We start from the raw sequence: 11,819 nt of genomic DNA, 5'->3' as shown, positions 1-11,819 counted from the left end.
GCGGTGGGCGGTGGGCGGTGGGCGAGAGCCTGGCTTCTGCCGCCCCTCCGCTCCGCCGCCATGCTGGTTCTTGATGGCTGTAACTTCCTGTAATTACGTATAATTATGATGAGCAAACCGATTGAACGCAAGGCGCTTCAGCGCCAGAATGGTGGGTAAAAACCCGCGGTTTCGGAGTCTCGGAAAAGGCAAGCACCCGCCGATGCACCTGGGCTCCCACTCGCGGGTGCTACTGAAAATACAGCTGACACCACTCACCCTGCAAGGGCGGATGCGATTTTCAGGTGGCTCTTTTTTCAGCCCACAGCCACAGCCAGACACCGGCCGCGATCATCGGCAGGCACAGCCACTGGCCCATGCTCATGCCCAGCGCCAGCACGCCGAGGAAGTCGTCCGGCTCGCGGAAAAATTCGGCGATAAAACGGAACACGCCGTAACCGACGAGAAACGCCGCCGACACCTGGCCGGTCTTGCGCGGCTTGCGCGCATACAGCCACAGCAGAACGAAGAGCAGCAGCCCTTCCAGCAGGAACTGGTAAACCTGCGAGGGATGGCGCGGCAGCATGGAGCCGCTGTGTTTGAACACCATGCCCCAGGGCAGATCGGGGCTGCTGAAACGGCCCCACAACTCGCCGTTGATGAAGTTGCCGACCCGCCCCGCCGCCAGCCCGGTGGGCACGCAGGGCGCGACCAGGTCCATCACCTGCAGCCAGGGCTTTTGCCGCGTGCGGGCGAACCAGACCTGCGAGAGCAACACGCCAATCAGTCCGCCATGAAAACTCATGCCGCCCTGCCAGACGTAAAAAATCTCAAGCGGATGTGCCAGGTAATAACCGGGTTTGTAGAACAGGCAGTAGCCGATGCGCCCGCCCACCACCACACCCATCACCCCCAGGAACAGGATGTCCTCGATGTCCTTGCGGCTCCAGGCGGCCGCGCCCGTCATCGACGCATAGGGTTCATGCCGCAGGCGGCGCAACCCGAGAAACAGGAACAGGCCGAAGGCCGCCAGGTAGGTCAGGCCATACCAGTGGATGGCCAGCGGCCCCAGCTGCAGGGCGACAGGATCGATGGTGGGGTGAATCAGCATGCGGCTTATTGTGCCAGCGTGTGCCCGCGGCAGACGATGCGCGACGCGGTCAGTGCGGCAGCGCCGGGGCGAACGCCGCAAACCGCTGCAGGCAGGGATTGGCAGCGCCCACCGGCCAGAACAGGCTGGTTTCGCAGACCGGCACGCGGCGACCCTTTTTGCCTGCCACGCTGCGGTACACCACGCCAGGCCGCTGGAACTGCCGCACACTGTCGGGCACCCAGGCCACACCCAGGCCGGCCGACACGAGGTTCACGATGGTCTGCATCTGGATGGCCTCCTGCGCCACCTGCGGCGGCTGCGCGGCGGCATGGTACATGCCGAAGATCGCGTCGTACAGCGAGGGCAGGATGCGGCGCGGAAAAATCACCAGTGGCTGCGCCAGCACCTCGTCGAGCGCCAGCGACACCTTCGCAGCCAGCGGATGCTGTTCGGCCAGCGCCAGCACCAGCGGTTCCCGGGCGACCAGCCGGCGCGTCAGGCCAGGCGGCGCAAAACCCGGGGAATGCAGCATGATCCCGGCGTCGATGTCATGGCGTTCAAACGCCTGCAACTGCATGTCGCCGGTGGCCTCCAGCAGTTCCAGTTGCACCTGCGGCGCATGGTCGCGGAACGTCCGCACCCAGGCGGGCAGCAGCGAGAACCCCGCGGTGGAAACAAACGCCAGCCGCAGGCGGCCGACGTCACCGGCCGCCGCCGCCCGCGCCTGTTCGGGCAAGGCCTGCGCACGCGCCAGCAGGTCCAGCACCTGCGGCAGCAGCGCCATGGCCACCGCCGTCATCTGCACGCTGCGCTTGGTGCGCTCGAACAGCCGCACGCCGAGCAGCTTTTCCAGGTGGGCAATCGCCTGGGTCAGCGGCGGCTGCGTCATGTGCAGGCGCGCCGCGGCATGGCCAAAATGCAGTTCTTCGGCCACAGCCACAAACTGGCGCCAGAGCCGGAGTTCTATGGTCGGGGTAGTCATACGCCGTACATATTAATACAGCCTGAAAAATATATTGGAGGCGCTTGATGAGGCGGCGCATACTCTGACTTTTGCCCCCACCTTTCCCATCTTCCCCACCGCAGAGACATCCCATGACACAACAGGACAAGGACAGCGTCGGCGACGCCATCAACCGCCGCAGCAAAAACATCACCGAAGGCACTTCGCGCGCCCCGAACCGTTCGATGTACTACGCGATGGGTTACGAGGCCGAGGACTTCAAGAAACCCATGGTTGGCGTCGCCAACGGGCACAGCACCATCACGCCCTGCAACAGCGGCCTGCAAAAGCTCGCCGACGCGGCGATTGCCGGCATCGAGGAAGCCGGCGGCAATGCGCAGGTGTTCGGCACACCGACCATTTCCGACGGCATGGCCATGGGCACCGAGGGCATGAAGTACTCGCTGGTCTCCAGGGAAGTGATCTCCGACTGCATCGAGACCTGCGTGCAGGGCCAGTGGATGGACGGCGTTCTGGTGGTCGGCGGCTGCGACAAGAACATGCCGGGCGGCCTGATGGGCATGCTGCGCGCCAATGTGCCGTCCATCTATGTGTACGGCGGCACCATTCTTCCGGGCCACTACAAGGGCAAGGACCTGAACATCGTCAGCGTCTTCGAGGCTGTCGGCGAACACGCCGCTGGCCGCATGAGCGACGAGGACCTGCTGCAGATCGAACGCCGCGCCATTCCCGGCACCGGCAGCTGCGGCGGCATGTACACGGCCAACACCATGTCGTCCGCCTTCGAGGCGCTGGGCATCTCCCTGCCCTACTCGTCGACCATGGCCAATCCGCACGATGAAAAGGCCAACTCGGCGAAGGAATCGGCCAAGGTGCTGGTCGAAGCGATACGCAAGAACATCAAGCCGCGCGACATCGTGACCCGAAAGTCGATTGAAAACGCCGTCGCCGTGATCATGGCGACCGGCGGCTCGACCAATGCCGTGCTGCACTTCCTGGCCATCGCCCATGCTGCGGGCGTGGACTGGACCATCGACGACTTCGAACGCGTGCGCCAGAAAACCCCCGTGCTCTGCGACCTCAAGCCCAGCGGCCAATACCTCGCGGTGGATTTGCACCAGGCCGGCGGCATTCCGCAGGTCATGAAGATGCTGCTCAAGGCCGGCCTGCTGCACGGCGACTGCCTGACCATTGAAGGCAAGACGATTGCCGAGGTGCTGAAAGACGTGCCTGACGCCCCGCGCGCCGACCAGAAGGTGATTCGCCCCATCGACAAACCGATGTACGCCCAGGGCCATCTGGCCATCCTCAAGGGCAATCTCTCGCCCGAAGGCTGCGTCGCCAAGATCACCGGCCTGAAAAACCCGGTGATGACCGGGCCGGCCCGCGTGTTTGACGACGAACAGTCGGCCCTCGAGGCCATCCTGGCCGGCAAGATCGTCGCGGGCGACGTGATGGTGCTGCGTTACCTGGGCCCCAAGGGCGGCCCCGGCATGCCGGAAATGCTGGCACCGACCGGCGCGCTGATCGGCGCCGGCCTGGGCGAAAGCGTGGGCCTGATCACCGACGGCCGCTTTTCGGGCGGCACCTGGGGCATGGTGGTGGGCCACGTCGCGCCGGAAGCAGCGGCGGGCGGCAACATTGCGTTTATCCGGGAAGGCGACTCGATCACCATCGACGCCAAACAATTGCTGCTGCAGCTGAACATCAGCGATGCCGAACTGGCCAAACGCAAGGAGGGCTGGAAAGCACCGCTACCGCGTTACATGCGCGGCGTGCAGGCCAAGTTCGCCTTCAATGCTTCCAGCGCCAGCAAGGGCGCGGTGCTCGACGACTATTGAGATCGCGGCAACACGCCGGCCATCAAAAAAGCCCCCGCAGAACAACTGCAGGGGCTTTTTTTGTTACCTGTGTGAAGCGCGAGCGCAGCGAGCGGGGCTCCCTTCAAGCACGGGCCGCGGATCTGGCTCCGCCAGTCTGCAGGCGCAACGGCCCCTTTTCCAGTGCAAGGGGCAGGAAGCCGCCGCAGGCTCGCAGTGAGCGACCGTGGGGGTCATTTCCTTCTTTTGAGCATCCCCATCGCATCGCGTTGCCGGTCAATCCGCTCTTTCTTGCGTTTTTCCATTTTTTCCATGGCATTCTTTTCGGTGAGGCCGGACTTGTCCGCCCACCACCACCAGAGCACGGCCAGCCCGAACGGCGCCAGCACCACCCACCAGGGCCAGCCCACCACCGGCGCGACCTCGAGGTATTTCAAGACAATGCCGACGATGCCCAACAACAGAAAAAACATGGCTGACTCCTGATAAGCCCGGGGTAACCCTTTGAAAGCGAGGTCAACCCCGACCACTACAATGACGTTGAACGACTGTAACCGAATCCATAACTCCCCCCACGAGGTTTAACGATGAAACGTCTCTGCTTAGTGATTGCTTCCCTGGCTGCAGGTTTTGCCGTGTCCACCCCGGCGCTGGCTGACCTGCAACTGGCTACCGCCAAAAACTGCATGGCCTGCCATGCTGTGGCGACCAAACTGGTCGGCCCTTCCTACAAGGACGTGGCGGCCAAATACGCGGGTCAAAAAGACGCCGTTGACAAACTCGCTGCAAAAATCGTCAAGGGCGGCGCCGGCGTGTGGGGCCCTGTGCCCATGCCAGCCAATGCCCAGGTCAATGCCGACGAAGCCAAAAAACTGGCGGCTTGGGTGCTGACGCAGAAATAAGTCCGGACGTCCGGCACAAAAAAAGCCCGTTGGTTCAACGGGCTTTTTTCATGGACGCGGCGTTTCTGGCGTTGCCGTTTACAGGTTTTCCGACAGTTGATCGAGGATGGCTGGATTCTCAAGCGTCGAGGTGTCCTGGGTGATGGCCTCGCCCTTGGCGATGCCGCGCAGCAGGCGGCGCATGATTTTTCCGCTGCGGGTTTTCGGCAGGTTGTCGCCGAAACGGATGTCCTTGGGCTTGGCAATCGGCCCGATCTCCTTGCCGACCCAGTCGCGCAGTTCCTTGGCAATCGCCTTGGCCTCGTCGCCGGTCGGCCGCGAGCGCTTGAGCACCACGAAGGCCACAATCGCCTCGCCCGTCAGGTCATCGGGCCGGCCCACCACCGCGGCCTCGGCCACCAGCGCCGAATGCGACACCAACGCCGACTCGATTTCCATCGTGCCCATGCGGTGACCGGAGACGTTGAGCACGTCGTCGATGCGGCCGGTGATGCGGAAGTAGCCGCGGTCGGTGCTGCGCACGGCGCCGTCCCCGGCCAGGTACATGGTGCCGCCCATCTCCTCGGGGAAATAACTTTTCTTGAAACGTTCGGGATCGTTCCAGATGGTGCGGATCATCGACGGCCAGGGGCGCTTGACCACCAGCATGCCGCCAGAGCCGTTGGGCACGTCCTTGCCGAGTTCGTCAACGATGGCCGCCATAATGCCGGGCAGCGGCAAGGTGCAGCTGCCGGGGACCAGCGGCGTCGCGCCGGGCAGCGGCGTGATCATGTGGCCGCCGGTTTCGGTTTGCCAGAAGGTGTCGACCACCGGGCAGCGCTCGCCACCGACGTTTTTGTAGTACCACATCCAGGCTTCGGGGTTGATGGGTTCGCCCACCGTGCCGAGGATGCGCAGGCTGCTCAGGTCCGAGCGCGCCGGATGGATTTTCTCGTCGGCTTCGGCCGCCTTGATCAGCGAGCGGATCGCGGTCGGCGCGGTGTAGAAAATGCTGACCTTGTGTTTCTCGATCATCTGCCAAAAGCGGCCGGCGTTCGGGTAAGTGGGAATACCTTCAAAAATCACTTGCGTCGCGCCGGCGGCCAGCGGGCCGTAGGCCACGTAGGTGTGGCCGGTGATCCAGCCGATGTCGGCCGTGCACCAGAACACATCGGAGGGCTGGATGTCGAAGGTCCAGTCCATGGTCAGCTTGGCCCACAGCAGATAACCACCCGTGCTGTGCTGCACGCCCTTGGGTTTGCCGGTGGAGCCGGAGGTGTAGAGGATAAACAGCGGATGCTCTGCGCCGACGAATTCCGGCTCGCAGGTGACGGGCTGCTTCGCGGTGACCTCGTGCATCAGGCTGTCGCGCCCGGCCACCATGGCGCAGGCCGTGGCCGTGCGCTGGTAGACGATCACGTTCTTGATCGACTCGCAGCCGCCCATGGCGATGCCTTCGTCCACGATGGCTTTCAGCGGCAGCTCCTTGCCGCCGCGCAGCTGGTAGTTGGCCGTGATCACCGCGACCGCGCCGGCGTCCTGGATGCGCTCCTGCAGGCTCTTGGCGGAAAAGCCGCCGAACACCACCGAGTGGGTCGCGCCAATGCGCGCGCAGGCCTGCATGGCCACCACGCCCTCCACAGTCATCGGCATGTAGATGACGACGCGATCGCCCTTTTTGATGCCCATGGCCTTGAGCGCATTGGCGAACTGGCAGACCTTGCCGTGCAATTCCTTGTAGGTGACGTTGGTCACCTTGCCGTCGTCGCTCTCGAAGATGATGGCCTTCTTGTTTGCGGTGGCGGTGCCGAGGTGGCGGTCCAGGCAGTTGTAGGAGGCGTTGAGCTCGCCGTCGGCAAACCATTGGTAGAACGGCGCATTCGACTCATCCAGCGTCTGGGTGAAGGGTTTCTTCCAGCTCAGGTTCTCGCGCGCCAGCCGGGCCCAGAAACCCTCGAAGTCTTTCTCGGCTTCGGCGCACAGCGCCTGGTAGGCGTCCATGCCGGAAATGCGGGCGGATTTGGCCAGCTCGGGATTGGGGAAAAAGACCCGGTTTTCAACCAGTGTGGATTCGATGGCGGATGAAGGCGCGTTCATGATGGCTTGTCTCCTCAGGTTGTCGTTGATAGGTGCTAATGTCATATTTGGCACTTACAGTCCACTGACTGGCTGGAAGCTTACAGATTTGACCCCAATTCGGGTCAGGCGGGCAGCCCCCCTACAATCCGCACAGTTCGTACAAACCCCGTAAAAATCATGTCAGACCCCAAGCCCGTCATCACCAAAGTTTCCCCGCTGCGCCCGATTCCCAACTTCATTTTTGCCAGCCGCTGGCTCCAGCTGCCCCTGTATGTCGGCCTGATCGCGGCGCAGGGCGTCTATGTCTTCCACTTCCTGGTCGAGCTGCTGCACCTGATCGAGGCCGTCTTCGGCAGCCAGACCGCGCTGCAGGCCCTGATCACCAGCATTGGTTACAAGACCACCGCGCCGGTCACCACCCTCAATGAAACCGTGATCATGCTGGTGGTGCTGGCGCTGATCGACGTGGTCATGATCTCCAACCTGCTGATCATGGTCATCGTCGGCGGCTACGAGACCTTTGTCAGCCGCATGAACCTCGAAGGCCACCGCGACCAGCCCGAGTGGCTGAGCCACGTCAACGCCTCGGTGCTCAAGGTCAAGCTGGCCACCGCCATCATAGGCATCAGCTCCATCCACCTGCTGAAAACCTTTATCAATGCCGACAATTACACCGACCGGGTGCTGATCGCGCAGACCGTCATCCATATCACCTTCCTGCTGTCGGCGCTGGCGATTGCCTATACCGACAAGATCATGTCGGGGATTGCCGCACAAAAACACTGAACTTGCGAAAGTATTTCAAAAAGGGCCTGATGGCCCTTTTTTTGCATAAAACAGGGCTCCAGCCCATAGCGAACAAGCGCAGACAGCTATGGATTCAATAGCAAGCGGTTAACGCCCGGTCATGTTCTCCGGCACCACCCAGGCGTCAAACTGCTCGCCCGTCACATGGCCCGAGGCCAGCGCCGCCTCGCGCAGGCTGCTGCCCTCCTTGTGCGCCTTCTTGGCGATGAAGGCCGCCTTGTCGTAACCGATGTGGGGATTGAGCGCCGTCACCAGCATCAGCGAGCGGTCTACCAGCTCGGTAATGCGTTCACGATTCGGTTCAATGCCCACAGCGCAATGGTCGTTGAAGCTGGTGATGCCGTCGGCCAGCAGGCGCACGCTTTGCAGGAAGTTGTGCGCGATCATGGGCCGGAACACATTGAGCTCGAAATTGCCCGAGGCGCCGCCCAGGTTGATGGCCACGTCGTTGCCGAACACCTGGCAGCACAGCATGGTCACCGCTTCGCTCTGCGTCGGGTTGACCTTGCCCGGCATGATGGACGAGCCGGGCTCGTTTTCGGGAATCGACAACTCGCCGATGCCGCTGCGCGGGCCGCTGGCCAGCCAGCGCACGTCGTTGGCGATTTTCATCATGCTGGCGGCCAGCGTCTTGAGCGCGCCGTGCGCATGCACCAGCGCGTCGCAGGACGCCAGGGCCTCGAACTTGTTGGGCGCCGTCACGAACGGCAGGCCGGTCAGGCGCGCCAGTTCGGCCGCCGCCTGCTCGGCATACCCCTTGGGCGCGTTCAGGCCGGTACCGACGGCCGTGCCGCCCAGCGCCAGCTCGCACAGGTGCGGCAGCGCGGCCCTCAGGTGCTGCTGCCCGTGCGCGAGTTGCGCCACGTAACCCGAGAACTCCTGGCCCAGCGTCAACGGCGTGGCGTCCTGCAGATGGGTGCGGCCTATCTTGACGATGCCGTCAAAATCACGCGCCTTCTGCGCCAGCGTGGCGTGCAGCTTGTCGACGGCCGGCAGCAGCCGGTGCGTGATGGCGTCCACCGCCGCCACATGCATCGCGGTTGGAAACACATCGTTGGACGACTGGCTGCGGTTGACCTCGTCGTTCGGATGCACCAGCCGGTTTTCGCCGCGCTCGCCGCCCAGCAGCACGCTGGCGCGGTTGGCCAGCACCTCGTTGACGTTCATGTTGCTCTGCGTGCCCGAACCGGTTTGCCAGACCACCAGCGGAAACTCGCCGGCGTGCTGGCCGGCGATCACCTCGTCGGCCGCAGCCATGATGGCCAGCGCCTTCTTGCCGTCGAGCAGGCCCAGCGCCAGGTTGACGCTGGCCGAAGCCCGCTTGACCTGGGCCAGCGCCCGGATGATCTCGCGCGGCTGCAACTCGCCGGAAATGTCGAAGTTCTGCAGCGAGCGCTGCGTCTGCGCGCCCCAGAGCCGGTCGGCCGGTACGGCGATGGGGCCAAAGGTATCGTGTTCGGTGCGGGTTGTCATGCTCATTCCTTGATGTGAAAAGGTGGCTCGTCGCACCCTGTCAAAATACGGGGTTGCGCTTACCGTATCACACGGGCGACCCCGTGAAAAGTCATCCTCCCACGAACCCCTTGACCCTGATCATGACCACCATCATCCAACAAGCCGACCTCATCGAATCCGTTGCTGCCGCCCTGCAGTACATCAGCTACTACCACCCGGCCGACTACATTGCCCACCTGGCGCGCGCCTATGTGCGCGAGCAGAGCCCGGCGGCCAAGGACGCGATTGCGCAGATCCTGACCAACAGCAAGATGAGCGCCACCGGGCATCGCCCGATCTGCCAGGACACCGGCATCGTCAACGTGTTCTTGAAAGTCGGCATGGACGTGCGCTGGGGCGGCTTCACCGGCAGCCTCGACGACGCCATCAACGAAGGTGTGCGCCAAGGCTACAACCACCCCGACAACACACTGCGTGCCTCGGTCGTGGCCGACCCGCAGTTCGACCGCAAGAACACCAAAGACAACACACCCGCGGTGATCTTCACCGAGATCGTTCCCGGCAACACGCTGGAAGTGACCGTGGCGGCCAAGGGCGGCGGCAGCGAGAACAAAAGCAAGCTGGCCATGCTCAACCCCGGCGACTCCATCGTCGACTGGGTGCTCAAGACCGTGCCGACCATGGGCGCCGGCTGGTGCCCGCCCGGCATGCTGGGCATAGGCATAGGCGGCACCGCCGAAAAAGCCGTGCTGATGGCCAAGGAAAGCCTGATGGACGACCTGGACATGTACGAACTGCAGGCCAAGGCGGCCTCCGGCGCGGCGCTGACCAAGGTCGAGGCGCTGCGCCTGGAACTGTTCGAGAAAGTCAACGCGCTGGGCATAGGCGCGCAGGGCCTGGGTGGCCTGACCACGGTGCTCGACGTCAAGATCCAGATGTACCCGACCCATGCAGCCAGCAAGCCGGTCGCGATGATCCCCAATTGCGCCGCCACGCGGCATGCGCACTTTGTGCTGAACGGCAGCGGCCCGGTGTACCTGGACCCGCCCAGCCTGGACCTCTGGCCCAACGTCAACTGGACGCCCGACTACGTGAAGAGCCAGAAGGTCAACCTCGACACGCTGACCCCCGCCGAGGTGGCCAGCTGGAAGCCCGGCCAGACCCTGCTGCTGTCGGGCAAGATGCTGACCGGCCGCGACGCCGCGCACAAGCGGATTGCCGACATGCTGGCCAAAGGCGAGAAGCTGCCGGTCGACTTCACCAACCGCGTGATCTATTACGTCGGCCCGGTGGACCCGGTCGCCGGCGAGGCGGTCGGCCCGGCCGGCCCGACGACGGCCACCCGCATGGACGGTTTCACCGAAATGATGTTGTCGCAGACCGGCCTGATCTCCATGATCGGCAAGGCCGAACGCGGCCCGGTGGCGATCGAGGCCATCAAGAAACACCAAAGCGCCTACCTGATGGCTGTCGGCGGCGCCGCTTACCTGGTCAGCAAGGCGATCAAGAGCGCCACCGTCGTCGGTTTTGCCGACCTCGGCATGGAAGCCATTTACGAGTTCGACGTGATCGACATGCCGGTGACCGTGGCGGTGGATTCCGGCGGTACCAGCGCCCATATCACCGGCCCGGCCGAATGGCAGAAAAAGATTGCCACCGGCGAGTTCAAGGGCATTGCGGTCGCCGCAGCCTGAACTGCAATGGCGCAACTGCGGAGACCACCCTCCCCATACAAGCCGGGGCCGCGGGACCGGCTTTGCCGGACCGCAGGCGCAGCGGCCCCCTCGGGGGGCAGGGAGTGACACGCAGTGCGCGACCGTGGGGGCCCGTAGGTGTTTTTGACAGCGGCATAGGCGGCCTCAGCGTCCTCAGGGCGCTGCGCGCCGAGCTGCCGCACGGCAACTTCATCTACATCGCCGACAGCGGCCACGCGCCCTATGGCGAGCGGGACGCGGCCCATGTGATCGCCCGCTCGCGCGCCCTCGCCGCCCATTTGCTGGACCAGGGCGTGCAGGCGCTGGTGATCGCCTGCAACACGGCCACGGCCGCGGCCATCGACCTGCTGCGCGCCGAGCACCCCCAGTTGCCCATCATCGGGGTGGAGCCGGCCCTCAAGCCCGCGGCGGCGCTCAGCAAGACCCGACGCATCGGCGTCATGGCCACACGCAGCACGCTGGCCAGCAAGCGGTTTCAGCTGCTGCGCGACTCGCTGCAGGCCCGGGCCGAGTTTGTGCTGCAGCCCTGCGACGGCCTGGCCGACGCGATCGAGCGCGGCGTGGCCAGCGCGGCAAGCCCTGAAACTGCTACTGAAATAATAGCTACTTGCGCCCGCCACACAGGGGCCATGGGCCGATTTGGCTTGCAAGACGGGGAGATCGACACGCTGGTGCTGGGCTGCACGCATTACCCGTTTGCCGCTGCCGTGCTGCGTGACCTGGTCGGGCCCGAGGTGCAGCTGGTGGACACCGGCGAGGCGGTGGCCCGGCAGACCCGCCTGCGGCTGGCGGGCGCCGTTCCGTCAGGCGCGGCTGACAGCGCGCCGGGGCGGATTCGCCTGTTCAGCACCGGGCAGCCAGCCCATCTGCAAGCCGCTGCGCAGCGCTGGCTGCAGCTGGAGGGCGCTGTCGGAACGCTGCAATTTTAGGAGCATCCAGCGCAGGTACATCAAGGGCTGGAGCCCTGAAATGCCCGCAAACCGCGACTTTCACCCGGTGCCGCCTGCAAAAGCAGCGCGGCACAGG

At 64.2% G+C, this 11,819-nt stretch carries 10 protein-coding genes; 5 read left to right on the top strand and 5 right to left on the bottom strand.

Translation table 11 applies throughout. The features are described 5' to 3' along the window. Nucleotides 1-280 precede the first annotated feature (280 nt). Both lgt and B7G53_RS17195 read right to left on the bottom strand, forming a co-directional pair. The gene (gene lgt / locus B7G53_RS17200) at nucleotides 281-1,090 is read right to left on the bottom strand and encodes a prolipoprotein diacylglyceryl transferase (RefSeq protein ID WP_096669920.1); all 810 of its coding nucleotides are present in this window, start codon (nucleotides 1,088-1,090) and stop codon (nucleotides 281-283) included. A gap of 49 nt (nucleotides 1,091-1,139) precedes the next feature. Further along, a complete protein-coding gene (locus B7G53_RS17195) occupies nucleotides 1,140-2,054 on the bottom strand; it encodes a LysR family transcriptional regulator (protein ID WP_096669918.1) in 915 nt (304 codons plus the stop codon). A gap of 113 nt (nucleotides 2,055-2,167) precedes the next feature. On the opposite strand from B7G53_RS17195, the gene ilvD reads away from it, so the two are divergent. After that, nucleotides 2,168-3,877: a dihydroxy-acid dehydratase gene (gene ilvD, locus B7G53_RS17190; protein ID WP_096669916.1), complete on the top strand. Its 1,710-nt coding sequence runs from the start codon at nucleotides 2,168-2,170 to the stop codon at nucleotides 3,875-3,877. Between the two features lie 212 nt (nucleotides 3,878-4,089). Here ilvD and B7G53_RS17185 read toward each other — a convergent pair whose 3' ends face one another. After that, a complete protein-coding gene (locus B7G53_RS17185) occupies nucleotides 4,090-4,329 on the bottom strand; it encodes a TIGR04438 family Trp-rich protein (RefSeq protein WP_096669914.1) in 240 nt (79 codons plus the stop codon). Between the two features lie 114 nt (nucleotides 4,330-4,443). Here B7G53_RS17185 and B7G53_RS17180 point away from each other — a divergent pair, with 114 nt between their 5' ends. Further along, on the top strand, nucleotides 4,444-4,758 hold the full coding sequence (locus tag B7G53_RS17180; protein ID WP_096669912.1) for a c-type cytochrome: 315 nt from the start codon (nucleotides 4,444-4,446) through the stop codon (nucleotides 4,756-4,758). 78 nt (nucleotides 4,759-4,836) lie between these two features. Here the strand turns inward: B7G53_RS17180 and acs are convergent, their stop codons facing one another. Continuing rightward, the gene (gene acs / locus B7G53_RS17175; protein ID WP_096669910.1) at nucleotides 4,837-6,834 is read right to left on the bottom strand and encodes an acetate--CoA ligase; all 1,998 of its coding nucleotides are present in this window, start codon (nucleotides 6,832-6,834) and stop codon (nucleotides 4,837-4,839) included. Nucleotides 6,835-6,993: 159 nt separating this feature from the next. On the opposite strand from acs, the gene B7G53_RS17170 reads away from it, so the two are divergent. Then, nucleotides 6,994-7,602, top strand: coding sequence for a YqhA family protein (locus B7G53_RS17170; RefSeq protein ID WP_096669908.1), 609 nt, complete (start codon nucleotides 6,994-6,996; stop codon nucleotides 7,600-7,602). A 108-nt stretch (nucleotides 7,603-7,710) separates the two neighbouring features. Here B7G53_RS17170 and fumC read toward each other — a convergent pair whose 3' ends face one another. Beyond that, nucleotides 7,711-9,096: a class II fumarate hydratase gene (gene fumC / locus B7G53_RS17165; RefSeq protein ID WP_096669936.1), complete on the bottom strand. Its 1,386-nt coding sequence runs from the start codon at nucleotides 9,094-9,096 to the stop codon at nucleotides 7,711-7,713. Nucleotides 9,097-9,218: 122 nt separating this feature from the next. Here fumC and B7G53_RS17160 point away from each other — a divergent pair, with 122 nt between their 5' ends. Beyond that, nucleotides 9,219-10,772: a fumarate hydratase gene (locus tag B7G53_RS17160; protein WP_096669934.1), complete on the top strand. Its 1,554-nt coding sequence runs from the start codon at nucleotides 9,219-9,221 to the stop codon at nucleotides 10,770-10,772. Nucleotides 10,773-10,876: 104 nt separating this feature from the next. Next, the gene (murI, locus tag B7G53_RS17155; protein WP_141396369.1) at nucleotides 10,877-11,722 is read left to right on the top strand and encodes a glutamate racemase; all 846 of its coding nucleotides are present in this window, start codon (nucleotides 10,877-10,879) and stop codon (nucleotides 11,720-11,722) included. Nucleotides 11,723-11,819: the final 97 nt, after the last annotated feature.

Source organism: Polaromonas sp. AET17H-212 (assembly GCF_002379085.1).
Classification (GTDB): Bacteria; Pseudomonadota; Gammaproteobacteria; order Burkholderiales; family Burkholderiaceae_C; genus Polaromonas.
Note: the sequence above shows the minus strand (reverse complement) of the source record. Positions and strands in the feature narration are given on the sequence as shown.

Coding starts and splice junctions, on each gene's coding strand:
- lgt (WP_096669920.1), bottom strand. CDS start 1,090: ATGCTGATTCACCCCACCATCGATCCTGTCGCCCTGCAGCTGGGGCCG.
- B7G53_RS17195 (WP_096669918.1), bottom strand. CDS start 2,054: ATGACTACCCCGACCATAGAACTCCGGCTCTGGCGCCAGTTTGTGGCT.
- ilvD (WP_096669916.1), top strand. CDS start 2,168: ATGACACAACAGGACAAGGACAGCGTCGGCGACGCCATCAACCGCCGC.
- B7G53_RS17185 (WP_096669914.1), bottom strand. CDS start 4,329: ATGTTTTTTCTGTTGTTGGGCATCGTCGGCATTGTCTTGAAATACCTC.
- B7G53_RS17180 (WP_096669912.1), top strand. CDS start 4,444: ATGAAACGTCTCTGCTTAGTGATTGCTTCCCTGGCTGCAGGTTTTGCC.
- acs (WP_096669910.1), bottom strand. CDS start 6,834: ATGAACGCGCCTTCATCCGCCATCGAATCCACACTGGTTGAAAACCGG.
- B7G53_RS17170 (WP_096669908.1), top strand. CDS start 6,994: ATGTCAGACCCCAAGCCCGTCATCACCAAAGTTTCCCCGCTGCGCCCG.
- fumC (WP_096669936.1), bottom strand. CDS start 9,096: ATGACAACCCGCACCGAACACGATACCTTTGGCCCCATCGCCGTACCG.
- B7G53_RS17160 (WP_096669934.1), top strand. CDS start 9,219: ATGACCACCATCATCCAACAAGCCGACCTCATCGAATCCGTTGCTGCC.